The 23,165-nt window shown below is 58.0% G+C and carries 34 protein-coding genes; 28 read left to right on the plus strand and 6 right to left on the minus strand.

The genetic code is table 11. The features are described from left to right. Window positions 1-263 precede the first annotated feature (263 nt). Window positions 264-506, minus strand: coding sequence for a hypothetical protein (locus ACF3ND_RS07195; RefSeq protein WP_394065392.1), 243 nt, complete (start codon window positions 504-506; stop codon window positions 264-266). A 726-nt stretch (window positions 507-1,232) separates the two neighbouring features. Between ACF3ND_RS07195 and ACF3ND_RS07200 the strand changes: the two genes are divergently transcribed. Together ACF3ND_RS07200 and ACF3ND_RS07205 are read left to right on the plus strand one after the other, a co-directional pair. After that, window positions 1,233-1,652 carry a hypothetical protein gene (locus tag ACF3ND_RS07200; protein WP_394065393.1) on the plus strand — a complete coding sequence of 140 codons (420 nt, stop codon included), beginning with the start codon at window positions 1,233-1,235 and terminating at the stop codon, window positions 1,650-1,652. Between the two features lie 223 nt (window positions 1,653-1,875). Then, the gene (locus ACF3ND_RS07205) at window positions 1,876-2,034 is read left to right on the plus strand and encodes a hypothetical protein (RefSeq protein WP_394065394.1); all 159 of its coding nucleotides are present in this window, start codon (window positions 1,876-1,878) and stop codon (window positions 2,032-2,034) included. 83 nt (window positions 2,035-2,117) lie between these two features. On the opposite strand, the gene ACF3ND_RS07210 is transcribed toward ACF3ND_RS07205, so the two are convergent. The 4 genes from ACF3ND_RS07210 to ACF3ND_RS07225 all read right to left on the minus strand — a co-directional run bounded on the left by ACF3ND_RS07210 (window position 2,118) and on the right by ACF3ND_RS07225 (window position 4,778). Further along, complete coding sequence (locus ACF3ND_RS07210; protein WP_394065395.1) at window positions 2,118-2,582, minus strand: Panacea domain-containing protein; 465 nt, start codon at window positions 2,580-2,582, stop codon at window positions 2,118-2,120. After that, complete coding sequence (locus ACF3ND_RS07215) at window positions 2,579-3,502, minus strand: hypothetical protein (RefSeq protein WP_394065396.1); 924 nt, start codon at window positions 3,500-3,502, stop codon at window positions 2,579-2,581. The genes ACF3ND_RS07210 and ACF3ND_RS07215 overlap by 4 nt, the downstream gene beginning before the upstream one ends. Window positions 3,503-3,672: 170 nt before the next feature. After that, entirely contained in the window at window positions 3,673-4,059 is a 387-nt protein-coding gene (locus ACF3ND_RS07220) for a hypothetical protein (protein ID WP_394065397.1), read from the minus strand. Window positions 4,060-4,127: 68 nt separating this feature from the next. Further along, window positions 4,128-4,778, minus strand: a complete 651-nt coding sequence (locus tag ACF3ND_RS07225) for an XRE family transcriptional regulator (RefSeq protein WP_394065398.1) — start codon at window positions 4,776-4,778, stop codon at window positions 4,128-4,130. A gap of 83 nt (window positions 4,779-4,861) precedes the next feature. Here ACF3ND_RS07225 and ACF3ND_RS07230 point away from each other — a divergent pair, with 83 nt between their 5' ends. Beyond that, window positions 4,862-5,107: a YdaS family helix-turn-helix protein gene (locus ACF3ND_RS07230; protein WP_394065399.1), complete on the plus strand. Its 246-nt coding sequence runs from the start codon at window positions 4,862-4,864 to the stop codon at window positions 5,105-5,107. Here ACF3ND_RS07230 and ACF3ND_RS07235 read toward each other — a convergent pair. Further along, the gene (locus ACF3ND_RS07235; protein ID WP_394065400.1) at window positions 5,101-5,262 is read right to left on the minus strand and encodes a hypothetical protein; all 162 of its coding nucleotides are present in this window, start codon (window positions 5,260-5,262) and stop codon (window positions 5,101-5,103) included. The two genes, ACF3ND_RS07230 and ACF3ND_RS07235, sit on opposite strands and share 7 nt — an antisense overlap. A gap of 171 nt (window positions 5,263-5,433) precedes the next feature. Here ACF3ND_RS07235 and ACF3ND_RS07240 point away from each other — a divergent pair, with 171 nt between their 5' ends. The 25 genes from ACF3ND_RS07240 (at window position 5,434) to bamE (ending at window position 23,143) form a co-directional block, all read left to right on the plus strand. After that, window positions 5,434-5,865 (plus strand): hypothetical protein, encoded by a 432-nt coding sequence (locus tag ACF3ND_RS07240; protein ID WP_394065401.1) that lies wholly within the window; start codon window positions 5,434-5,436, stop codon window positions 5,863-5,865. A gap of 1 nt (window position 5,866) precedes the next feature. Further along, on the plus strand, window positions 5,867-6,298 hold the full coding sequence (locus ACF3ND_RS07245) for a hypothetical protein (RefSeq protein ID WP_394065402.1): 432 nt from the start codon (window positions 5,867-5,869) through the stop codon (window positions 6,296-6,298). Window positions 6,299-6,354: 56 nt separating this feature from the next. Then, a complete protein-coding gene (locus ACF3ND_RS07250) occupies window positions 6,355-6,798 on the plus strand; it encodes a hypothetical protein (protein WP_394065403.1) in 444 nt (147 codons plus the stop codon). Between the two features lie 38 nt (window positions 6,799-6,836). After that, a complete protein-coding gene (locus tag ACF3ND_RS07255) occupies window positions 6,837-7,610 on the plus strand; it encodes a hypothetical protein (RefSeq protein WP_394065404.1) in 774 nt (257 codons plus the stop codon). Next, complete coding sequence (locus tag ACF3ND_RS07260; protein ID WP_394065405.1) at window positions 7,610-8,974, plus strand: replicative DNA helicase; 1,365 nt, start codon at window positions 7,610-7,612, stop codon at window positions 8,972-8,974. The genes ACF3ND_RS07255 and ACF3ND_RS07260 overlap by 1 nt, the downstream gene beginning before the upstream one ends. Then, the gene (locus ACF3ND_RS07265) at window positions 8,971-9,306 is read left to right on the plus strand and encodes a DUF1064 domain-containing protein (protein WP_394065406.1); all 336 of its coding nucleotides are present in this window, start codon (window positions 8,971-8,973) and stop codon (window positions 9,304-9,306) included. Before ACF3ND_RS07260 ends, ACF3ND_RS07265 begins: the two co-directional genes overlap by 4 nt. 74 nt (window positions 9,307-9,380) lie before the next feature. Further along, window positions 9,381-9,674 carry a hypothetical protein gene (locus tag ACF3ND_RS07270; RefSeq protein ID WP_394065407.1) on the plus strand — a complete coding sequence of 98 codons (294 nt, stop codon included), beginning with the start codon at window positions 9,381-9,383 and terminating at the stop codon, window positions 9,672-9,674. Between the two features lie 523 nt (window positions 9,675-10,197). Continuing rightward, entirely contained in the window at window positions 10,198-10,671 is a 474-nt protein-coding gene (locus tag ACF3ND_RS07275) for a hypothetical protein (protein WP_394065408.1), read from the plus strand. A gap of 43 nt (window positions 10,672-10,714) precedes the next feature. Further along, the gene (locus ACF3ND_RS07280) at window positions 10,715-11,374 is read left to right on the plus strand and encodes a hypothetical protein (RefSeq protein WP_394065409.1); all 660 of its coding nucleotides are present in this window, start codon (window positions 10,715-10,717) and stop codon (window positions 11,372-11,374) included. Then, window positions 11,364-12,809 carry a hypothetical protein gene (locus ACF3ND_RS07285; RefSeq protein WP_394065410.1) on the plus strand — a complete coding sequence of 482 codons (1,446 nt, stop codon included), beginning with the start codon at window positions 11,364-11,366 and terminating at the stop codon, window positions 12,807-12,809. Before ACF3ND_RS07280 ends, ACF3ND_RS07285 begins: the two co-directional genes overlap by 11 nt. After that, window positions 12,809-14,137, plus strand: coding sequence for a DUF1073 domain-containing protein (locus ACF3ND_RS07290; RefSeq protein WP_394065411.1), 1,329 nt, complete (start codon window positions 12,809-12,811; stop codon window positions 14,135-14,137). Before ACF3ND_RS07285 ends, ACF3ND_RS07290 begins: the two co-directional genes overlap by 1 nt. Next, window positions 14,134-15,267 carry a DUF2213 domain-containing protein gene (locus tag ACF3ND_RS07295; protein ID WP_394065412.1) on the plus strand — a complete coding sequence of 378 codons (1,134 nt, stop codon included), beginning with the start codon at window positions 14,134-14,136 and terminating at the stop codon, window positions 15,265-15,267. Before ACF3ND_RS07290 ends, ACF3ND_RS07295 begins: the two co-directional genes overlap by 4 nt. Before the next feature lie 3 nt (window positions 15,268-15,270). Then, complete coding sequence (locus ACF3ND_RS07300) at window positions 15,271-15,765, plus strand: hypothetical protein (protein ID WP_394065413.1); 495 nt, start codon at window positions 15,271-15,273, stop codon at window positions 15,763-15,765. A gap of 14 nt (window positions 15,766-15,779) precedes the next feature. Next, window positions 15,780-16,784: a DUF2184 domain-containing protein gene (locus tag ACF3ND_RS07305; protein ID WP_394065414.1), complete on the plus strand. Its 1,005-nt coding sequence runs from the start codon at window positions 15,780-15,782 to the stop codon at window positions 16,782-16,784. A 51-nt stretch (window positions 16,785-16,835) separates the two neighbouring features. After that, window positions 16,836-17,180, plus strand: coding sequence for a hypothetical protein (locus tag ACF3ND_RS07310; RefSeq protein ID WP_394065415.1), 345 nt, complete (start codon window positions 16,836-16,838; stop codon window positions 17,178-17,180). A 1-nt stretch (window position 17,181) separates the two neighbouring features. Next, window positions 17,182-17,679: a DnaT-like ssDNA-binding protein gene (locus tag ACF3ND_RS07315; RefSeq protein WP_394065416.1), complete on the plus strand. Its 498-nt coding sequence runs from the start codon at window positions 17,182-17,184 to the stop codon at window positions 17,677-17,679. Next, window positions 17,679-18,071 (plus strand): hypothetical protein, encoded by a 393-nt coding sequence (locus ACF3ND_RS07320; RefSeq protein WP_394065417.1) that lies wholly within the window; start codon window positions 17,679-17,681, stop codon window positions 18,069-18,071. The genes ACF3ND_RS07315 and ACF3ND_RS07320 overlap by 1 nt, the downstream gene beginning before the upstream one ends. 88 nt (window positions 18,072-18,159) lie before the next feature. Next, the gene (locus ACF3ND_RS07325; protein ID WP_394065418.1) at window positions 18,160-19,131 is read left to right on the plus strand and encodes a hypothetical protein; all 972 of its coding nucleotides are present in this window, start codon (window positions 18,160-18,162) and stop codon (window positions 19,129-19,131) included. Then, window positions 19,131-19,574, plus strand: coding sequence for a hypothetical protein (locus ACF3ND_RS07330; protein ID WP_394065419.1), 444 nt, complete (start codon window positions 19,131-19,133; stop codon window positions 19,572-19,574). The genes ACF3ND_RS07325 and ACF3ND_RS07330 overlap by 1 nt, the downstream gene beginning before the upstream one ends. Further along, complete coding sequence (locus ACF3ND_RS07335; protein WP_394065420.1) at window positions 19,571-19,996, plus strand: DUF4128 domain-containing protein; 426 nt, start codon at window positions 19,571-19,573, stop codon at window positions 19,994-19,996. Before ACF3ND_RS07330 ends, ACF3ND_RS07335 begins: the two co-directional genes overlap by 4 nt. A 7-nt stretch (window positions 19,997-20,003) precedes the next feature. Further along, window positions 20,004-20,231 carry a hypothetical protein gene (locus tag ACF3ND_RS07340; RefSeq protein WP_394065421.1) on the plus strand — a complete coding sequence of 76 codons (228 nt, stop codon included), beginning with the start codon at window positions 20,004-20,006 and terminating at the stop codon, window positions 20,229-20,231. A 343-nt stretch (window positions 20,232-20,574) separates the two neighbouring features. Beyond that, window positions 20,575-21,084 (plus strand): BRO family protein, encoded by a 510-nt coding sequence (locus ACF3ND_RS07345; protein ID WP_394065422.1) that lies wholly within the window; start codon window positions 20,575-20,577, stop codon window positions 21,082-21,084. 70 nt (window positions 21,085-21,154) lie between these two features. Beyond that, window positions 21,155-21,874, plus strand: a complete 720-nt coding sequence (locus tag ACF3ND_RS07350) for a hypothetical protein (protein ID WP_394065423.1) — start codon at window positions 21,155-21,157, stop codon at window positions 21,872-21,874. A gap of 86 nt (window positions 21,875-21,960) precedes the next feature. Then, a complete protein-coding gene (locus ACF3ND_RS07355) occupies window positions 21,961-22,377 on the plus strand; it encodes a hypothetical protein (protein ID WP_394065424.1) in 417 nt (138 codons plus the stop codon). 385 nt (window positions 22,378-22,762) lie between these two features. Next, window positions 22,763-23,143: an outer membrane protein assembly factor BamE gene (gene bamE / locus ACF3ND_RS07360; RefSeq protein ID WP_394065425.1), complete on the plus strand. Its 381-nt coding sequence runs from the start codon at window positions 22,763-22,765 to the stop codon at window positions 23,141-23,143. Window positions 23,144-23,165: the final 22 nt, after the last annotated feature.

The raw sequence follows: 23,165 nt of genomic DNA on the forward strand, positions 1-23,165 counted from the left end.
TGCGTCGCCAGGGCAGACGTGATGAAACGCTCCACGAACCGTTTATCTGCCTTCGGCCACCGCCGCAGTGTGGAGTCCTGCGAGCGGGCGTTTGTTTCATCACATAGGCGGGCTGGGCTTGATACCAGCTCGTGCTGAATTCCCTCTCACGAAGATTTGTGGGGAGCTATTTCACACCTGCCGGTGCCGCACGTCCTGTCGCTCGTCAGCGTGTCCTTCCACGCCGCCGCCTATGTGATGCCCCTCTTGCGAAGGGCGAGGTGCTACTTTGGGATCAGGGCGCGGATGCGCTTCTCTGCGTTACTCAGTAGCCGATCATGAAGTTCACGCTCGCATTCATCAGAGCACTGCATGCTCCAGCAAATATGTGCCGCTTCTTCCAGCGCCTCGCGCACCTTGGCGGCGGCGTAGGCTTCCATCTGAGCGCTGGTGAAGCTGTAGACAACATCATCGGGGCCGGGCCCAGTTGTCACGACCGCCGGATTCGGCATTGTTGCCTTGCTCATGCCTTCTCCTTATCGTCTTGTCTGTCGTGCTTGCCCGGGAAATCAGCGGGCCAGCGCATTGGTTTGCCTTGCTGTTCCATGTCTATCTCCTATGTCATCCGGCGCGGCACTCGATTAAGTGCTGCCTCGGATAACTCCTGCCCCTGCGAGATACCACGACGCTCGGGGCAGGTTGCCGGCTTGCACGGCGCACCCGGTTGGGCCGGGTGTCGTCTCCCTGATTACGACGCCATCAGGGCATGGGCGCTGCTCTCGCAGTCCCCGGCTCTGAACTCCCTTCACGCCCACGCCTTGGGGCAGAGTCCATACACCGGATTTCACAGGTTTATCTCCTGCCCCCGTGCAGTCGGGCAGCCACGCAATCGCTTGCCGCAAGGGCAGGGCGCGGTATTTATCGGATGGAAGTCGGTTAAAGAGCATCCGCCGTGGCGGTCGCAGCCGTTGCTGCTGGCGCTCTCTGTACCGTTACTGGGCTGCCCTTGGGGCTAGGCTGTTCTGCGGTGGTTGGTGAAGCGTTGAGTGAACTATATCACTAGAAAAACTAGTATGCAAGAAAAACTAGCAAATACTTTTTTGCGCGGCCTAACCACGCGCATACGTAAGGCAGGCTGCATGGTCTAGTTGGGGCTAATAGCGTTGGAAAGATGAGGGGAGAGGGGAGCTTGGCGCCTTAAGTGGACTTATCTGGTAGCATCCCGTTTTTGACTCGTACTTCAGGAGAGGGGAATGAGAAAGACCGTTGTCATCTTGGCGTCGGTGGCGCTCACCGGATGTGCTGGAATGATGGACATCAAAGGTACTGGCTACGTTGTTGAGGCCGACCCGGGTTATGTCGCTCTTAGCATTGATAACCTTAAGCGCCAGCTAAAGGATCCTGAGTCCGCTCGAATCTCAGGGGTCTACACAGTAAAGACTGAGTACACCGGGGACACAGTCAATGTGTGCGGCTTAATAAATGCCAAGAATAGCTATGGCGGCTACACGGGAAGCAGGCTGTTTGCTGCCACGCCGACTGTGGTATACATCGAGCGCCAGGTGATTGGTGGCAGCGATTACGAAGCGATCACTAACAACAATTATGTGATCACGCACTGCAAGCTGCGCGACGGTGAGCGCCACGTTTTTCTGCCGCAATATAAAAACTAGACCTGAGTCTGTCGCGCCGCGGGCCTGCAGACACACGGCTGCGGACGCCTGTGCGCTAACCGTCGACTAACAAAAAAGCCCCGGGAGGGGCTTGTGTTTTCTCGGTCGTGATGCATGGGCATCGCGCTATGGTGGCTGTCTCGAAGATGGCGCGCCTGTCGTGACGGCATAGTGTAGTGAGCAACCACCACTCGGCGAGAGCAAAATCACAATACGAGGTCACATGATGAATCTGGAAGAATTGAAGAGAACTTTGGTGGAGACTCAACGGCAGATTGATGAGATTCACGATCGCGAACAAGCCGACATCCGGCTTCCATTCTTGATGGAGCGTTTGTCTGAATTGGAGTGGAGGCTTGGACAAGAAGAAGAGGCTGGCTAGCTTGAGGAGCTCAGTGGATCAAAACTAGTCAAAGAAAAACCCGCCGGAAGGCGGGTCATTTTGGTTGCTTACGCAAATTGTAGCTATCGTTTGCTCTGTTCTTGCGAAGCAAGATATGCAAGATTCAGTGTGGCATAGCGATCAGCCGTTCTAATAGGAAAAGTATCGTACACGTGTTTAATAAAAGCATTAAAAGACAGCGGCGAAGTGTCCTCTATAACCTCATCCAAGATTTCTGCCACCTCACTCGGGAGTATGGTGAAGCGGATGTCGTCAACCGCGCGCACTAAAACCTTAGGCGAGCCGTATACGTTGGTCGAGTGCACAACTTCCAGCCCGGGAGTGCCGGTTGCGGCTTCCACTACGTCCTCCACGTAAGGACCATAGTGGTTAAAAACCCAGTCTATATCAGTTATCTGAGTACCCGACTGCTGCGCCGCCTTCCAGTCAGCTAAGTATACCATTTTGGTCAACCTTGCCTTGGACAGCTCGTCCGGGTATGGGTAATTACGGCAGATGTAGTGGATGATGGCTTGCAGCAGGTTCATTTTTCTGCCTCCATCATTGTAAAAGGGTTCACTAAGCAGGCTTGATTAATGATATCGCGCAAGTATGGCTCATGCTCAATGGCATGCTGTCGCAATGCTTCGACGTCAAGCAAGCTGGATTTGAGGGATTCGTACACTACGACCCCTATCCGTATCCTATCATGGGTAACAGCTCTAGCGTAGTAAAAACGGCTTTTCATTCGAATTGTGTGAATCTCGCTCTCTCTGATGTTACATGTCTCTGTCACTATCTTTAGGTATTCATTGGGGGTCTGTGCGTGGTCCTCGTCGAACGAGATAGTAAAGTCGCCCCCATCCAGCCAAGCCTTGCCGATGCAGCCCTGATCGGCAGGGAAACGTTGTCGATTAGGCTTCATGTACACAGGGTGCTCAGTAAAACGGCCGGCTAAGACAAACTGACCATCAACGTGCGCATACAGCGACGCTCTTGCGTGATCGCCGAAGTTATCAATCCCTTCGCAATGAAAGCGTAGAAATCCCATCGCATTTTTCGCTTGCGCTTCGCTGAAGGTGGCTCGTAGGTACTCAGCGTGCTCTTCAGCCTCATCTAGCTGAGCGCGCATGCTATTCCGGGAGATAGTAAGCCTGTTGACTTCGTTCTGTAGCTTGGCAGTTTCCGTCTTCAACACAGCAAGGTGCCGGTTGTGAGCTATGGTCGCCCATATTCCCAGCAGAAATGATAAGACAAGCGCCCACCCTGGAAGCGACGTAAAGATGACTTGAAGCGGATGCCACCATAACGCAGGCGCCTCAGTGGCCACTTGGGCCTGCGGATCAGCTACTGACCACCAATACAGGCAGGCAGCGAAAAGGTAAGGGGCCGCCTGTTGAGCAACAGTTGCTCCATGCAGTTCGACTGCTTCGGCGATCAAACTAGGTAGTCTTTTCTTGATGCTCATTGGAGCGCTATTACCTACTTTATGTTCACCCAGTCAGCATATTTCGACATGGGTTTTAATAGCCTGTTACTTCACTGTTAAAAAATAAGGAGCCGAACGGCTCCGTGTGTCACTGACTGACTAGGGCACAGGCGCGCCGCCCGGCGCAAAGTAACCCGACGCCCATCATCTCACTCCCCATCCTGCTTCTTCACGTCCAGGCCGAGCTGAGCTGCTGCCAAAAGGATGGCGGCCTCAAGTTGCATCCGTTCCCGAGCGGGGTCCAGCGCCCTTACTTTACGGTCATCAATAGAAGCGAATGGCCAAAACTCGGACGCTATGCGCTCTTTTGCCATCTTTGGGCCTGTGCCTTTAGCGATCCACAGGGCACTGTAGCCCGTCGCACGTTCCAGGTTCAGCGCCACCTCCACATCGCCAATCGTGCGGATGATTTTGCTTCCCTTCCCCGCCCACTGGGCAACAGCTGACCGGTTGACCCCAGCGGCATTAGCCATCTGGGTGTCGTTCCAGTTCTGCGAGGCTTTGACCTCTTCGATTCTGTCTTTTAGTTCGCTCATATGTAAGCGCGGTTACATTCTAATCTCACCAGCATCATGCATACAAAACAGCTTGAATTTTGGTAAAGCTAAAGCCCAAATCCACACCAAAAGGCGCGCCCTACTACTCGATCGTCAATGTCTATCTGGATGTCAGGCAGCTCGTGGGCCCGTGCCGTGTTATGCGACCTGGCGTACCATACTCCATTCTCTTGCACCAGCTGCTTCACCAGGAGCTCGCCGTCTATCCACAGCACATAGATGCGCTTTGAAATTGGCTCGCGCAGGGCGGTGTTGGCCAGGACTACAGATTCATCAGGGATATGTGCGTCCACCATCGAATCCCCGTCGACTGGGAACGCGAGCACGGTCTCAGGCTTGGCGCCGTTCTTCACCAGCCAGTCCCTGCGGAACATGAGCAGTTTGCTGACGTCGTCTGAGAACATGATTTTCCCTTTGCCTGCAGACGCCTTCGCGTCCACAAGTCGGACGGGGACATGATCCTCGGTCCATGCCTGATCTTGATGTTGTGTCGGCGTCCCGCCGTTCACAAGGTAGTCGACAGTCACCCCGAGCGCATCTGCAACCTTCTCCAGCCTCTTCCTTTGCGGGGCAGTCGTCCCGTTCTCCCACTGCTGAATGGACTGCCATGAGCGTAGGCCGACGAGCTCAGACAGCCTCTCCATGGACAGGCCTTTTTCTAGTCTTGCTTTCTTGATGCGGTCGTGAATCGTAGTCATAGGCGCAATGTATCTACTAGAAAACCTTGCGGCAATGCTAGAATTTCTTGCATTACTAGTTTTTCTAGCATATGATCGGTTGCATGGAAAAGAACCCAAATATCTCTATCGCTGTGGCCCAGGCTGGCGGCTTAACTGAAGCCGCCAAAGTGACTGGCGCGAAAAGCTACCAAACAGTTCAGCAATGGATCGCATCTGGACAAGTTCCAGCAAGGTTCTGTGCTTCGCTTGAAGCGGCAAGTGGCGTTTCACGCTTTCTTCTAAGGCCAATTGATGGCCATCAGATTTGGCCCGAGTTGGTAGAGCGCGTTGCTGAGCTTCATCAATGAAGCGGGCTCGCATGTTCTTCCACCTCCACAGCCCGCATGTCTTGTTCGTCACACAAGCGGGCAAACAGTTGCATCACGGTTCGCTGGGATGGGTTTTCAAACGTACGCCGAGCGATGTCCTCGGCCTGGGTCAAGATTTTTTCAGTTTGCGTCATGCGCTGCTCCATTTCAGTTATGGAAATCATAGGTGCGGCGCGAAATCAGCGAAACGCTGAAATTCAGGAGATTTCAAGGTGACGTGCCGATATTCAAACACTGACTGGCTAGACGTTCTATACAACAGCGTCCGCCGCACACAGGGCAGCGTAACGGATGCGGCCCGGTTTTTGACTGAGCGTCGTGGCAAATCTATCCACCCCGAGAGCTTGCGCGCCAAGTTGCGTGGAGTGAATGGGGATGAGATCAGCATCGCTATGGCAGAAATGCTCAGCGAGTGGATGGAAGAGAAGGCGGGTGGCGCCGAGTATGCCTGGGACTGGCTGCTCGTTATGAATGCCCAGCGCGGCATTCATGTTGATTTCGTGCCGCCGCCTCCTGTAGACGGGTGGGCTGATGAAGGCAAGGCCCTGCAAGACAAGTTCCTGATGATCTCTACCAAGATCGGGAAGATTGCAGCTGTGACTGCTGAGACAGTAGCCGATGGGGTGATCACCCAGGCCGAGGCAGATCAACTGGTTCCACTTTTCCGGGATGCCCGCGTCATCCTGCATCGGATGGAGCGTAACGCTCTGCGGGCTGTTGAGAAGGGACGGGGCTGACATGCAAATCGTGAACAGTGACGAATCCCTGCAGCGGTTCATGGGTGATCTGAGGAATCAGTACCAGGCCCACCGCTACCTGCGGATTTCGATCAAGACCGGCAAGGCCCGCACATTACCCCAGAACGACATTACTCATGTCTGGTACGGGCAGATTGCCCGCGAGCTTCCTGAAGACGACGCCATGGGCTGGCGCTGCTACTGCAAGTTGCACCACGGCGTGCCGATCATGCGTGCCGAGGATGAAGAGTTCCGCGGCATGTACGACTCGGTAATCAAGGGCCGTACTTACGAAGAAAAGCTGCTGATGATGAAGTACTTGCCGGTCACGTCTCTGATGAGCCGCAAGCAGTTGAGCGCGTATGCGGAGGCTGTGCAGGCTGATTTCCGGGCCCGTGGGGTGATGCTGGAGTTTCCGGAGGCGTCGTCATGAGAGCCTGGAACAGCACATTCAAAGCGCCGGCAAAGCCCATGCAGCGCAGCAAGCCCATGAAAACAAAGCAGAACGCCAAATCGCGCTCCGGCTTGGCACAACGCGTGACCAAGCTGGCCGGCACCAGCCTGCAGCATGCGCGCAAGCCGTCCAGACTCCTGCGCAGCAAAGAACACCGGCAGAACGTGGCGGCGCTGGGCTGCCTGATCACCGGGCGCCCGGCCCAGGCCTGTCATGTGAATTTCGGCAAAGGGATGGGGATCAAGGCGTGCGACAGCCTTTGCTTTCCGCTGTGCCCTGAACTGCACGCCAAGCACGACCAGGGCGGCATGCCGCGCCAGGAGCGCTGGAAACGTGAATGGGAGTATGTAGACGCCACACGCGCCAAGCTGATCCGCAAGGGGCTATGGACGGCTGAAATCGAAGCGCATTACCAGAGGGCCATAGAGCCGCTGAGCCGGGTAGTGCACGCTGATCTTGGAAAAGAAAAAGCCGCCTGACGGGGCAGCCTAAATACTTGGTTTTCAAAGGAATTGTAATGGCACGGATACGAACAATCAAGCCTGAATTTTTCACATCGGAGGACATCGTGTCACTGTCTCCGCTTTCACGCCTCTTTTACGTGTCACTGTGGTGTGAGGCCGACCGGGAAGGCCGCCTGGAGTGGAAGCCGCGCACGTTCAAACTGCGGTATTTCCCCGGCGACGACTGCGATATTGACCAGATGTGCAACGACCTGATCGAGGCTGGCCTGGTGGTCATCTATGAGGTCGATGGCAAACAGTACGCTGAGATCCCGACCTTCACTGAGCACCAGATCATCAACAACAGAGAGTCTGAAAGCAAAATCCCTTCACGCGTGACAGGGACATTTGACGCGTCAGGCACGCGTGAAAGTGGCGAGAAAGCGGAAGGGAAGGGAAAGGAAGGGAAAGGAAAGGAAGGAAGGGAAGGGAACATGGGATCGTCTGACGACGATCTGGCCGGATCTGACGATCCTGCAGTCCCTGCCTGCCCGCATCAGGCCATCATCGACCTGTACCACCGCCTTGTGCCAACCGGCGTGCAAGTCCGCGTCTGGGGTGAAGACCGACAGAAGCTGCTGCGTGCCCGCTGGAGGGAGGACGCCAGTCGGCAAAGCCTGGACTGGTGGGAACGATTCTTCGGCTACATCGCCCAATCCGAGTTTCTGACCGGTCAGTCGCAAGCTGCGGCTGGTCGTGACCCGTTTGTCGTGAGCTTGGATTGGCTGGTGTCGCCGAGGAACTTCGCCAAGGCGATTGAAGGCCGCTACCACCGGGAGGCTGCGTGATGCTGAACCACACGACTCCACCGCACAGCTCGAGCGCCGAAGAAGCGGTCCTGGGCGCCCTGATGCTGGACAACGAGGCAATCGACCGCGTAGGGGACCTGAAAGCCGAGCACTTCTACCGCCCTGAGAACGGCGCGATTTTTGGGCACATCCAGAGCCTGATCGCTCAGAACCGGCCGGCTGACGTGCTGACCGTCGGCGACATGGCCGCCGCTCGCCGGGAGCCGCTGGACCTGGGGTATTTGCATGCCCTGGCGGCGAACACGCCCAGCTCTGCCAACGTTTCGCGGTACGCCGAGATCGTGCGTGAAAAGGCGCTGCTGCGCGGAATGCTGCTTGCGGCGGACGCGGTTCACGACATTGTCCATGGGCCCCTGCCAGCCGCTGAGAAACTGGATGCCGCCCAGGCGGAGTTCGGCAAGCTGGCCGAGACCACGACCCGCAAGGAGCCGGCCAGCATCCAGGAGGCCATGGCGCGGTATGTGGACGCCCTGGACGAGCGTTATCACGGCCACGCCCCGAATCCCGGCATTCCCACTGGGTTGGTGGACTTGGATGAAATCCTGAACGGCGGCATGCGGCGAGGCGCGCTGATTACTGTCGGCGCTCGTCCAGGCATGGGGAAGTCCGCTTTCGCCGAAACGCTGGCCCTGAATGCCGCGCTGGACGGTCACAGCACGCTGTTCATGTCGATGGAAATGCCCGAGTCCGAAGTTGTGGAACGGGCCATTGCATCGGTGGGGAAGGTGTCCGCCCGTGCACTTGCCCGCGGAGATAGGGTCCTGGATCTGAATGACGGCTGGGCCAAAGTCACGCACGCGGTGACGACCATGAGCGACGTCAAACTGTTCATCGATGACGAGCCGGGCCTCTCGTTGCTGCAGGTGGTCACTAAGGCGCGGGCCATCAAGCGTAAGCACGGCCTGGACCTGCTGGTGATCGACTACCTGCAGCTCATGACGGGCACCGAGGAAAAGCGTTACCTGCAGATCGAGGCGATCACCAAGGGGCTGAAGATCCTGGCCAAGTCTCTGAACATCACAGTAGTCGCCCTGTCGCAGTTTTCCCGAGAGATCGAGAAGCGCCCGAATCCGCGGCCCAAGCCCTCGGATTTCCGAGACGGTGGTTCCATCGAGCAGGACAGCGACATCCTACTGGGTCTGTATCGGGAAGAGCAGGACAAGCCGGAAGCGACCGAGCTGCAGGGCTACGCCGAGCTGTTCGTCATGAAGAACCGGCAAGGCAAGACCGGGAAGGTCAGTTTGCATTACGTAGGAGAGCAAATGCGGTTTGAGGATCATATCGGGCCGGCGCCCATTGCGCCCCAGGCCCAGCCAAGCCGAGGAAGGGGGTTTAACGGATGAAGCGCAAATACGGCAATCGCAAGGCCACGCTGGACGGCTATACGTTCGATTCCAAACGGGAGGCCGGCCGGTACGCAGAGCTCAAGCTGCTGGAGCGGGCAGGGCAGATCAGTGGTCTGGAGTTGCAGCCACGGTTCGAACTGATTCCGAAGCAGCGCCGGGCTGACGGCAGAGCCGAGAGGGCCTGTGAGTATGTGGCGGATTTCCGGTACACGGACGCCAGAACCGGCCAGGAAGTAATCGAAGACGCAAAGGGCATGCGTACTCGGGACTACATCATGAAACGCAAACTGATGCTCCAGGTTCACGGGATAACGGTACGGGAGGTTTGATGAGGCCTTACGACGCTGATTCGATCTTGTGGAATTGGGCCCGCTGGTGCGCGTCGGGCGAGAGGGTAGGGAACATGCTGGACGTTGTGCCTTATGACGACGAGGAAGAGGCGCTGAAGCCCGGGATTGAGGTTCAGCAAGCGGAGGCGGTCGACCGCCTGCACAAGACTCTCCCGCACCATGAGCAGATGATCATCATCGCCGAGTACCCGCAGCGCAATGGCCGGTTTGCCGGGCTGCCGGCCCGCCAGCGTCGAGAGAGGGCGCAGCGGTGGATCCAGGACGTGACGGGGGTATGGATTCGAGAGCCTGAGTACAAGCTGTACCTGGGGCTATTCAAGGAATTGGTTTGGAGGGAAGTGCGGTGAAGTACGCGAGCGAAGTCATCAACCTGATGGGCGCGCATCCGGGCCGGCGGTTCAAGGTCCGGCATATCGTTGGCTACGTGGCGCCGAATTCAACTCCCAGGCAGAGGGCTACCATTCGGGTTAGCATTCATCGTGTATTGCGTGAGCTTGAAGACTCTGGCCACATCGAGAGTACAAGAGGCGAAGCGGCAAATGGAGCCGATGCGGAGTACTGGTGGCAAACCGTAGCACGAAGTGATTGCGAACCGTATCAGAAACCGCAACAATACAGGCAGCACAATTGCGTCCGTAGGATTTGAAACTGACCCGCCCTTCGAAAGATCGGCGGGTTTTTTGTGGTCGCGCGAATGGACGAACCTGTCGGGTAGCCGTAGGATGCAATCTTTGGATTCTTCCTAATGGGCCTGTCGTGACCTTAGACCTCTTCATCACTACATTGCTCACTGTGATTTTGTCCAGCTGAGTGATGACTTTACTGCTTAAGAAATGGGTTGAGCACTCGTTCCACAAAAGGATGTCTAGAATGGAAGCAGAACAGCGACTGAGGGCCCATGAGCACCAGGTTAGGTTCACGCGCTACGATGAGAAATTCACCCTGGCAATCGAGGGCGCCTACGAGCTGGTATGTGACTACGCGGATGAGCTTAAGGCTGTGATCGAGAAGGCCATACAAGGTGAAGCCACGCACGAAGATTCAATGGCTCTTGACCAGTTGGCAGAAAGGTTCAACAAATTCATGCGGCGGCAGTCCATTTATTTACCCTCGGATATTACGATTAAGCTGAACGAGACTCGCCAGAAGCTGAGAGACTTGGTTAACGAAGAGCTGATCAGGACGAGTGAATTTAATCAGAGGGCTGAAAATGGCGAGCAGGTATCTCGGATACTGGAGTGGACCTACAGACGAAGCGGTATCGAGAATAAGTGCGAGATCATAATGTCTGATCTGCAGTCGATGGCGAAAGCGCATCTGAGTCGTTTCACTGCCGAAGAGTGACCCCAAGCAAGTCAAGCCGCCCGTCAGGGCGGTTTTTTTATGGATGAAAGAAATGGCGCAGCCAGACAAAAAGGCAGCGCCAGACTGGGAACGTATCGAAGCGGATTACCGGGCTGGCCTGCTGTCAGTGCGGGAGATTGCCGCAGCGAACAATGTTTCCCACGTAGCCATCGGGAAGCGCGCAAAGCGTGACGGGTGGGAGCGAGACCTTGGTGCGAAGATCAAAGCCAAGGCCGATGCCCTGGTTACCAAAGCCGAGGTTACCAAGGAAGTTACCACCGAGCAGGCGGTAACTGAGAGGCGAATCGTTGAGGCGAATGCTCAGGTTATCGCCGAGGTCCGCGTGTCCCATCGTAGGGATATTGCCCGCGCCCGCAGCCTGGCTATGAAGCTGCTTGAAGAGTTGGAAATCCAGACCGAAAGCATTGACCTGTTGGAGCAACTGGAGACGGCGCTTGCAGGCGAAGATGGGCCTGATGGCCTGACCAGGGTATTCCAGCGCGTGACATCCACGGCCGGACGCATCGATAGCGCCAAGAAGCTGGCCGAGGCCATGAAGGTGCTGGTCAGTATGGAGCGCGAAGCATACGGGATCGTAGATGCCGCCAAGGTGGAGCACACCGGGAAAGACGGCGGCCCTGTCGAGGTGGTGCACATGACGCCGGAAGCCATCCGGAAGGTGATGGAGAAAGATGACTGCTGAAGACGGCATCCGGGCCGCAATGTGCAAGGCCGATGGCCTGTACTTTGCCCGGTACTTTTTCAAGCAGCGCATGGGCTCCAAGATGATCGTGGCGCCGCATCATCGGGTTATTCAGGAAACGCTGCAGCGGGTCATCGACGGCGAGATCACACGGTTGATCATCAACATTCCGCCTGGATACACCAAAACCGAGCTGGCCACGATCAACCTGATAGGCAGGGGTCTGGCGCTGAACAACCGCGCCCGGTTCATGCACCTATCCTACTCGCACAACCTAGCGTTGCTGAACTCCAGTACGGCGCGGGGCATTGTGAAGTCCCAGGCGTATCAAGCCATGTGGCCCATGGCCTTGCGTGATGACGCAGACAGCAAAGCCATGTGGTGGACGGAGCACGGCGGTGGGGTCTATGCCTCGTCAGCCGCCGGCCAAGTGACAGGCTTTCGGGCCGGGCACATGGAGCCGGGCTGGCAGGGCGCGCTGATCATCGACGATCCGGTCAAGCCTGACGATGCGTACAGCGAGACGGTGCGTGACGGGGTGAACAGCCGGTTCAACGAGACGATCAAGAGCCGGCTGGCGCTGGAAACCACGCCGATGATCGTGATCATGCAGCGGATCCACTATCACGACCTGAGCGGCTACCTGCTGCGCGGTGGATCGGGCGAGAAGTGGCACCACCTGAACCTGCCGGTCATCATCGACAACAGCGATGCCTACCCGAGCGAGAACACGCATGGGATACCCATCGCGCACGGCTTGCCTGATGGCTGGCTCTGGCCCTTCAAGCACAACGAATCCCACCGCACGGCGCTGTTTTCCCACCGCCGAACGGCTGAGGCGCAGTACATGCAGCGTCCGCGCCGGTTCAATGCTGAGGGTGCGCTGTGGACTGAAGGGCTGATTGCCGCGGCGCATGCGCTGCAGATTCGCCAGGACAAGGTCCGCACGGTGGTGGCGGTGGATCCAGCCACGACGGCCAGCGATGAGAGCGACGAGACCGGCATTGTCGTGGCCAGCTCCTATGGGGCAGGCGACGCTAAGCAGTACTCGGTCGACGGCGATTACAGCGGCAAGTTCAGCCCGAATGGGTGGGCTCAGAAAGCCATGGCGGCCTACGAGCAGCACAACGCCGACGCCATCGTCATCGAGACGAACCAGGGCGGCGACATGGCGGAATCGACGTTAAAGAACGCTGGGTTCAAGGGGCGAGTGATTCGCGTCCACGCCAGCAAAGGCAAGTTCGCCCGAGCTGAGCCCATATCGGCTTTGTATGAACAAGGAAGGGTTGCCCATAGAGGCAACCTTTATCTTTTGGAAAACCAACAAATGGAATACGTTCCGACAACCGCTAAGAAGTCGCCCGACCGGCTTGACGCTATGGTCTACGCGCTAACTGAGCTGGGTGGCGGTAGCTATTCCTGGGCGGGCTTCTGATGAAAGTATTACGTGATCTCGCAGATGGCCTGATAAACGTCGTCGCCAACCTAGGCACAGGCAGAGATAAAGCTGCCAGCTCGGTTTATGTGACGACCACAATGTCAGCAAACGAGCTGCTGGACATGTACCGTAACTCTTGGCTGGCGGCTGCCATCGTTGACTACCCAGCTGAAGATTCGACGCGGAACTGGCGGAAGTGGCGCGCCCAGGCAGATCAGATAACCGAGATCGAAGCGCTGGAAATTAGGTTAGGCCTGCAAAAGACGGTGCAGGATGCGCTGGTGGCGGCCCGGTTGTACGGAGGTGCTGCCATCTACATCAACACCGCAGATGTAGATCAGGCAGCGCCGATCAGCCCCGGTGCGGAAATCAGATCCCTGGTAATCCTGACGCCGCAAAGCCTGCGGCCCGAATCCATAGTGCGTGACATCAACAGCGAGTATTTCGGTAAGGCCGAGTTCTACACGCTATCTACTGGTGAGAAAGCCGAACAGGTCCGGATCCACGCAAGCCGCCTAGTGGTGCTCCGGGGCAAGGCGCTTCCAACCGACCCGAGCCTGAGCGCTGGACTATCGAATCTGGCCTGGGGCGATAGCGTCTTGCAGGCAACCATTGATGCCGTGAGGCAGATGGATTCCACCATGGCCAATATCGCCTCGCTGGTGTTCGAAGCCAAGGTCGATGTGCTGAAGTTCGAGGGATTTGCAGAGCTGTTGGCTGACAACCAGGACGCGGCTGTCATCCGTCGCCTCCAGTCACAGGCCGCGATGAAAGGCATCAACGGTGCCGTGGTCCTCGACATGAAGGACGACTACCAGCAGAAATCCGCGAGCTTCGCAGGACTGCCCGACGTGGTCGCCAAGTTCCAGGACAACGTTTCGGGCGCCGCAGGCATCCCGGTGACGCGGCTTTATGGCCGTGCCGCGGTGGGCCTGTCGGGCTCTGGTGATGGCGATGAGCGCGTCTATTACGACCGCATCGGCCACGACCAGACCACGGAAATCGGGCCGGCCATGCGAACGTTGGACGAGTGCATCGTCTGGCAGGCGTTGGGCAGCCGGCCCCCCGAGATTTATTACGAATGGACGCCGTTGCGCCAAATGACGCAAGCCGAGCGGGCCGAGATTTTCAGCAAGACAGCAACGGCAGCCCGCAGCTTGGCTGGCCCGAATGCCGGTGAGCTGATCCCCATGGACGCTCTGTCCGATGCTCTCGTCAATGAATTTACGGAGCAGGGAATGCTGCCGGGCCTTGAGCAGGCCATACAGAAATATGGCTCGTTGGCCGAACAGGGCTTCGGTGCTGACGCAGGAGATATTGAATGATTCGATTTACTGACCGCGTGGGCGTAGGCGAGACCAAACAGACGGCCGAGGGGTATCTGGTGGCCACTGCCCGCGTGGCGCGTACCGGCGTGCAGCAGTACTACGCCAGTGAACTTGGCGACATCGCGTTGAAGGCCGGATTCAAGCCGAACGATGTGGTGCGTGTATACCGGCACCCCGATCAGGTATTTGCCGACGAGACGCTGAACAGCATCACACGAGTGCCGGTGACGCTCGATCACCCGCCTGAGTCGGTCAACGCTGATAACTGGTCGGAGTATGCCGTCGGCGAAGTGGGCGACGCCTACAGCAAGGACGCCGAATGGATCGTCGTCAACCCGATGATCAAGGATCGCGACGCGATTCAGGCCGCTCGATCGACTCATAAAGAGATTTCGATGGGGTACGAGGCCGGCATCGTCAAGGCGCGGGACGGGATCGACGCCGATTTCGAGATGACCAACATCCGCATGAATCACCTGGCTCTGGTTCCACGTGGACGGGCAGGCAGCCAAGCGCGCATTGGTGATTCCTGGGGCGCACACCCTGTCCAAGATTTTCAACCGGGCGACACGCCCAAAACCGAGAAAGGAGGTCGCATGAGCGATCAACTAAAAACGGTTGTCCTGGGCGACAAGGCTGTCCAGGTTGCCGTAACCGATGTTGCTGCCATCGAGCAGTACAAGGCCGACATGCAGCGGAAGCTGGACGACGCCGAAGCCGCCAAGAAGAAGTCCGACGAAGAGAAGGACGAGGAAATTGGCAAGCTGAAGGCTGATCTGAAAAAGGCCAAAGACGAGGCCGTTATCGACGTCGACGCGCTGGTCGCCGCTCGCACTGAACTGGTGGCAAAGGTTCACGCCATCGACGCCAAGATCGACCCTGCCGGCAAGACCGACGCCGAACTGCGAAAGGCCGCCGTGGCCGCCAAGCTGGGAGACGAGATGGTCAAGGGCACCAGCGAAGCCGAGATCAATGGCATGTTCAAGGCCATCGCCAAGGATGTCAAGCCACACAATCCGGTCGCTGACGCGATCAAGCGTGGCCTGCAAGCCACCGACGAGAACCCCATCAACGACGCCCAGGCTGCCTATGTGGCCCGCCTGACGCGCCAAAAACAGGAGGGCTAAGAAATGGCTCTGATCCCAATCCCCGCCAATCGCTTCACGCCCGCCCGCGGCATCGTCGGCACCTGGGCGAACATGGAAGAGGACAACGCCCGCACCGGGTTTGCCGAATCCGAATTCGCCGCCGCTGTGCCGCTGATGAAAGGCACTGGCGAAATGGGCGTTGCTCCATTGGCCGACGGCAACCGCTTCATTGGAATCGCGTTGCGCACCGTTGACATGCTGGGCACTGCCACCACTGACGGCGATCCGACCTTCCGGGTGGGCGACTTACTAGGCGTAGCCGACATGGGTACCGTGTTCGTGCTGGCTGGCGAGGGCGTGACCGAGGGGGCGACCCCGTTCTACGACCCTGCAACTCGCAAGTACCACGGCGCTACTGCCGCTGGCCGACTGCCGTTGCCCACTTGCGAATTTGATGAATCCGCCGCCGACGGCGAGCCGGTGGCACTGCGCATCCGCGTACTGCCTGGCGCCGCTGCCGTAACCGCTGAAGCTTAATAGGAGCGCAACAAATGCCCCAAATGATCACTGACGCACAGGCGCTCAACTTCCTGCGCCAGCAGACTCATGTACAGTCTGCCCGTGCTTTCAACGTCGAGTACGACCTGGTCGACTACCAGTCCCTCGTGCCAGTCAACACTGATTACCCTGAGTGGGCCAGCGGCGTCGATTTCCAAGTCGGCGATATGGCAGGCGCCGCGAAATGGCAATCCGGCTGGGCTGAGGACGTGCCCAAAGCCGATGTGAGCCTGATTTCCGTTGGCGTAGACTTCGCCATGTATGCCGTTGGCTATGGCTACAACATCGAGGAACTCGGCAAGGCGATGCATGCCGGATTCCCGCTGACCGCCCGCAAGGCAATCGCCGCTCGCCAGGCTGCAGATATTTTCTGCGCCGAAACGGCGCTGTATGGCGGCGGTCACCCTGGTTGGTCCGGCCTGATTAACATGAACGGCGTGACGCCCGCGGCCTCTCCGGCCACTGGCACCGGCAATGCCCGAAACTGGGTCGATGCCAATGGCGTTGGCTTGAAAACGTCTGAGCAGATCGTGGCCGAGCTGAATCAGCTCATCATGGGCCCCCCGTCCGCATCCGGCGTAATCTCGTCCCTGTTGTCAGATACGGTTCTGCTGCCCCCCCTGGCGTATCAGTACATCGCGCTGACGCCGTACGGCGTGACTTCGCCCAACATGACCATTCTGCAGTGGTTCATGGCGAACAACATCTACACCACGCGCACTGGTCGCCCGTTGACGATTCGTGAACTGCCAGCTCTGGCCAAAGCCGCAACGCTGACCAGTCCGAACGTGGCCGGCCAGGGTCGGGCTGTGGGCTATCGGAATTCTCTGGATTCCCTGGAGTTTCCGATGCCCATGCCGTATCGCTTCCTGGATATCCACCAGCACGGTCCGATGCAGTGGCAAATCCCCGGTATCGGTCGAGTGGGGCAGCTGACACTGATCCGGGATGGCGCGATGCGTTATCTGGATGGAGTGACGCCTGCTCCAGCGCCCTAACGGGTGCGGCGGCCTGGGCTAGTCCTGGGCCGCCATTTCATAGGATGTCTCATGAAAATCACCAATCTGACCAACAGCCCCTACGATCTCGTGGATTCCCAGGGGCGCAAGGTGCGCTTGGCGGCGCGTGGCGTCGTGGAGGGCTTTGAGCCGCACCCAATGCACATTGGAACCTATCGGGCGTTGGGATATTTCCGCATCGAGAACGGGCACGAAGCTGCCAAGAAGGTCGAGCCGGCTAGCGAACAGAAGCCAACCGTCAGCGCCGTAGAAAAGTCTCAAGATGAGCCTCAAAGCGACTTGCGTGAGCAGTTCAAGGCATTAGCTGGCAAGGACGCGGACAAGCGCTGGGGCGATGCGCGCATTGCCGAAGAGATCGAAAAACTAAAGGGCTGACATGGCTGCATACGGAACCGACGATGGATTTCTTGCCTGGTTGAACGGGCAGGGGCTGACGCTTCCGGACGGGGCCGTGCCTGCAGTGCTGCGCCAGATAGGCAGCGCCTATGTTGATGCCGCCTACGAAGCGAGGCTGCAATGCAGCCGGCGCGCTGGTGGCTTTGAGCAGGAGCTGGCATGGCCTCGCACTGGGCATCGTATCAATGGCCAGGCGGTCCCGGACACGCTGATCCCGCCCGCATGGGTCAACGCCAGTTACCGGGCGGCCTATCTGGAAGCAATGAACCCAGGCTGGGCGACCGGCAGCACCGACCCGAACCGAATCACGAAACGAGAGAAGGTCGATGTGATCGAGCGCGAGTTCATGACGGCTGCGGACGCTGGCGGCGCGGCATCGGCTGCTGGAATTGCCGCTGATGCCCTTATCAATGGCATGGTGCTCCCCTGGCTGTGCAGCCAAGGGCGCGACATCAACAGCTTGTTCAGGGTAATTTGATGGCGGACTTCTATCAGGAAATGGCCCAGATGGCCCGCGACCTTCTCGCTCCGACAAGCCAGGGCGGACTTGGACAAGGCGAGATCAAGCTGACCCGCAAAGTTCCTGGCACGCCGGACCCGACCAAGCCATGGGAGCCGGTCGAGCCGACGACGCACACTGAGACGATCCGCGGGGCTGTCCGTGGCGTGAGCAAGGAGCTGATCGGCACGGAGGTTGGCGGCACGGTCATTCTGGCGTCGGATCGGCAGGCCATTTGCGAAGTGCCGAAGATGCAGTACACGGCGGGCGACGTATTAAGCGTGGACGGCGTGCCGGTTCACATCATCGCATTCGAAAAGATACCGGCTGCTGGCGTGACATCAGCAGTGCGATTTACGATCCGAGGTTGATATGGCTGTCCGCAGGCCCACGCGTTCACAGGCACGTTTGTTCGCCCAGTTAATCGCCGAGCTCGAGCCGGAGATTCATCGCGCATTCATGGCCAGCGTCACAGACCTGCAAAGCAATGTCGATTGGCGGGCTCTGCTGGATGCCCTGGGGCGCTTCGACATCGAGGGCGCCATCGCTGCCCTCAATATCAACGAGGCAGCCTGGGCCGAGTATTCGTCCGCAATGACGCAGGCCTATGCGGTTGCCGGCGCATCCACAGCCGCGCAGATCCAGGCGCAGGGGATCGCTGGCATCGGCACTCGGTTCCGCATGACTAACCCGCGTGCTCAAGACTGGATCAGGCAGAACGTCACTGAGAGCGTGGAGGGTTTCACCATAGAGCAGATCTCCGTAGCGCGTACCGTGATCGAGGCGGGCTACGCGAGAGGGCAGGGTCCACGAAACATAGCGATCGATCTGGTTGGCAGGGTTCAAGGCGGCGTGCGATCCGGCGGCGTTCTGGGGCTTGATGGGCCACGGGCAGCGCGCCTGCAGGCAGTAACGCAAGGCATGCGCAGCGCAGAAGGCGTGCGGGGCTTGGTGATTGTTGGGCATGACGGCTCGCTGGAACTCCGCTACAAAGTGAACCCCGCGACTGCACAGCGCATCATTCGGGCGTACAAGGCGGGCACGGCGGTCCCAGAGGCGGAGCGTCTTATCAGCGAACGCCAGTACAGCAATGCGTTACTGAAGGCCCGCGCTGATACCGTGGCCGCCACCGAGACCGGCAATGCGGTTATGTCTGCCAGGGACGAGGAATGGCAGCAGCTGGTTGAATCGCAGGGACTGGATGCCAGCGCTGTGAGAAAGACCTGGAGACACCGGCGCGGCAGTAAGGATGGGCGGCCTGATCACATTGCGATGAGCGGCACGTCAGTCATGGGCCTGAATACGCCGTTTGTCCTGCCGGATGGCACCATGATGCAGCATCCGCATGACCCAGCAGGCGGCGCACGGCACAACATCAACTGCGGGTGTGACTGCACTTATTCGCTGACCTATTCAAAGGGGCTTGAGTAATGGCGACGTCATTCGCGGCGCAAGTCAGCGCTTGGGCTGCTAAATCAGAGGCAAGGCTTCAGGCCACACGAAACCGGGCCATTGTGCTGTTGGGCGAGGAAATGTCCAGGACGAAGGAAGAGGGCGGGCGGGTTCCGTTCAAAGTAGGCAATCTGGCTCGATCTTTGGTGGCGTCTGATCAAGGAATGCCGAAAACTGCGGAAGGGCCCTTCGCTGGCAGCAACGTCGGGGCTGTGGCTGCACTGTTGCCGCTGGATAGGGCCATCTGGCTCGGGTATCAGGCGATTTACGCGCGGCGAATGAACTATGGTTTTGTAGGCGCAGATGTATTAGGACGGGTCTACAACCAGGCCGGTAACTACTTCGTCGAGGGCGCTATAGCCCAATGGCCCCAGCTTGTGGCCCAGGCCGCCAAGGAAGTTCAAAGCGAGACTACAGGATGAGCGCAAAAACCGAAACCGCGATCTGGCTGGCCCTGAAAAGCCGGATTGAATCGCTGGCGCTGCCCTACAACAAGGCCTGGCCCGGTCAGACGTTTGAAGTGCCGCATGCTGGTGGCCTGCCGCAGCCGTTCTTGCGGATCGGGCGTGTAAGCGTGGCGCCGGTGCGGCAGCTGATCGCCCCCGGCATGCCACATGACCGTACAGGATCGCTGATGATCACGTTGGTTCATCCGCTGGGCCAAGACGTTGCGGTCTACGACCAGATCGCTGCGGGCATTGCCGGGCACTTCAAAGACGGAACGGAAATGAGGTACGGGGGCGTGTGCGTTTCAGTGACCGCCTATCCGCATGTCCAGGAGGGTTATGAAGATAACGGGTACTGGACAGTGCCGGTGCGTGTGCCGTGGCGTTGTTTCGGGTGAGGAAAATATGGACGAACAACAGAAAAATGAGCTTTTGCTGAAGTTTCAGATAAACGTTGAGCGACTTGCTCGCGAGCTGACCCAAGACTCAGGTGGTGTCATCGTTGTAGAGGCAATGAAGTTTGGTAAGGCGTCCGATCTTCCTGGACTTCCAGGTTATCCCCCGCCAGATGATCCGGGCCTTTTGGTTATGACAGAAATCGAGTTTTACGACTTGGACAAAGCGGAGAGCTGATATGTGCCCTGATTGCGAAGCCCGGCGAAAGCTGGCGCGTGACGCCTGGCTGCAGGCGAGAGTCGGAGAGGCGCTGGGCCATGTGGCCAAAGGCGCTGCTGAGGTGGTGGGCCTGAAGCCCAAAACGGGTGCCAAGCAGCTTGCTGGAAAGCAAGCGCAGGCTCAGCAAACCAGCAAGAAAGAATAGCCGCCCACCAGGCGTTTTTTTTATGCCCGTGTGAGCGGGTAGACGCTTCCAAGCAGCCTTAAATCGGTAGATGCCGAGCCCAGCAGGGTGGAAGAGCTTTGAAAAGTCCGGGGCTGCCCATTAAGGGCGGCCCTTTTCTTTTCGGAGAACTGAACGATGAAAGAACTGATGTTCCAAAACCAAACTATCCGACTGGTAGAGAAGGACGGAAAGAAATGGGCGAGCGCGGCGGATATTGCCCGTGCGCTCGGGTATGCGCGGGCCGACGCGGTTACCAGAATCTACGATCGGTACAAGGCGGAGTTCTCAGAGTCAATGACGTGCTTGGTCATGGCTCAAGACCCGGACCCTCAATTTGACGGTCCAGGTCAGTACCGCACCGCCCGGGTATTCAGCCTTCGGGGAGCTCACCTAATCGGTATGTTCGCCCGCACGTCCAAAGCGCAGGAGTTCCGGCGCTGGGTACTGGATGTTCTGGATGGGCAACAGGCAACGCAGTCTCTTATCCAGGAATGGTTCGAGGCCAAGGCAGCGCTGGATGCGCAAGACCGATTCGCCAGTCTATGCGGTCGAGGGTTGAGCGAACACAGACGCCGAAAGCCGCCTCTGGTAACACGGTTGAATCAAATATCTGAACAAATGCAGCCTTCGCTGCAACTGAACTGACCCGGCTCCGTGCCGGGTTTTCATCTTCTGGCCCCGCGATATCTGCGGGGCTTTTTTATTGGAGAAACCCATGAGCGGTGGACTTTATCCGATCTCCGGATCAAAGCTGTATATCGGCGGACGCGTAACCGCCAAGGGGACCGTCACGGCGGCTGATTTTGCGGGCGCTGAATGGACTGAAGTAGGCGGCTGGGCCAATGCTGGCACTATCGGTGACACGCAGGAAGTTGGCGAACAAGCGCTGATCAATGAAAAGCGTGTGCGCAAGTTCAAGACTACGCTGAACGGCGGCACGATGGAGAACCAGTTCGTGCCCATGGCGCTGGATCCAGGCCAGATCAAGTTTAAACAGGCTATTGATGATTGCGTTCCGTATCAATTCAAAATCGAGTGGGGCGCCGATTGCCTCCCTTCTGATGACGTGACGATTTCCGTGGGTGAGCCTGCGGTCGTGACGTGGAATTCCCATGGGCTCGTTGCCGGGCAGCCTGTTGTGTTTTCGACCACCGGGTCGCTGCCCACAGGGTTGTCTGCTGGAACTGTGTACTACGTCATTGCCACTGGCCTGACCGCCAATTCCTTCTCTGTGGGCGCGACACCGGATGCAACGACTGGCATCGAAACCACAGCCGCAGGCACGGGCACGCACACCGCGTCTGCGCCACCAGCAGGCATGACCGACATGTTTTATGGCCTGGCCCTGCCTGGCGCTCGCCAAGGCGGTGACGCAACTGCTGCGCACCTGCGCGCATGGTCGATCGCTGTCGACAGCAACATCATCGAGGTTTAACGAAACCGCGTAAGCGGCCAGGGGCTGGTGGGAAATGGTTCCGCCTGCCGGCCCCGCTTTGGAACCAGGGACTATAGGAAAGAACAATGGATATCAAAGATTTGGTGTTGTCGGACGAAGCCCTGAGCGTGATTGACTCCGGCACTTGGGTTGGTGACCTGGACGGCGCTCCTGGCGTTGAGCTGCTGGTATGCGGTATTGGCTCGAAAGACGCCCAAAAAACGCTAAACCAGAAACAAGCGGCCATGCGACTGAAGAATCGCGGCAAACCGCTGAATGACGAGCAACTGGCAAAGGCCATGCGCGAAACCCTGGCCGAAGTGGTTCTGAAAGGCTGGCGCGGCCTGAAGGATGGTGGCAAGGATCTGCCGTATAGCCAGGAGTTGGCAACCAAATTCATCACCTCTCGCAACGGCGAACGGTTCGCAGGCCTTGTTCTGCAGGCGGCTCAGCGAGTCGATGCTGATGCCAGCTCGTTCGTGGAGGAGGCCACAAAAAACTGATATCCCGCCTGCGGTGGAGCCTTGATAACCCGAATGCGAAAAAAACCATTGAGGACTATGAGCGCTTCGGGCAAGAAATCCCGGAAAGCCTTGTGCCCCCCGATCTCCACGACGTTGAATGGAGCTACTGGCACGCTTTCTGGGAGCTTTCCACGGATAGACAGGTGGGCATGGCTTCTGGGCCAATTCCGTGGACTGCGATCCGGGCCTACGCAGAATCGGAGCGTATTGCCAACCTAGCGGTTTTTGCGGGAATCATACGCGCACTGGATGATGCCTACCTTTCGCACCAAGGCGGGGAAAGCAAGACGTTTTCGCGGGACATGCTCAAAAGGTGACTGTATGGCTGCTATGATCTCCGTATTATTTTGGTACGGGAGGATTTATGAAGCGTTTTATGGTGGCGGTATTCGCATTCTTGATGATGGCTGGATGTGCCGCCAACAAAATCGATTACAACAGCAGATCCTTGCAACTTGGAATCGGGATGAGCAAATCAGAAGTTCTGGGGATATTGGGTGAGCCCCGTCGAACTGACGTCAATCAAGACCGTGAACGATGGATCTACTGGAATAGGGTCCTTGTTGGGTTTACCCCTGTTGATAATGAAAGCCTCGCCCAGGATCGTCTGGTGGTGACCTTTAAGGAAGGGAAGGTTTCTCGGTGGGGGAACCAGACGTTGGCCGACGACATGGCAGAGGTCAGTCAGAAAGCCATTGAGTCTTCCTACAAGGCCGCCCAGGAGATGCAAAAGTCAGCACATTGATTTTTCTTGGCGAATATATAAG

This window comes from Alcaligenes sp. WGS1538 (assembly GCF_043187505.1).
Lineage (GTDB): Bacteria > Pseudomonadota > Gammaproteobacteria > Burkholderiales > Burkholderiaceae_B > Alcaligenes.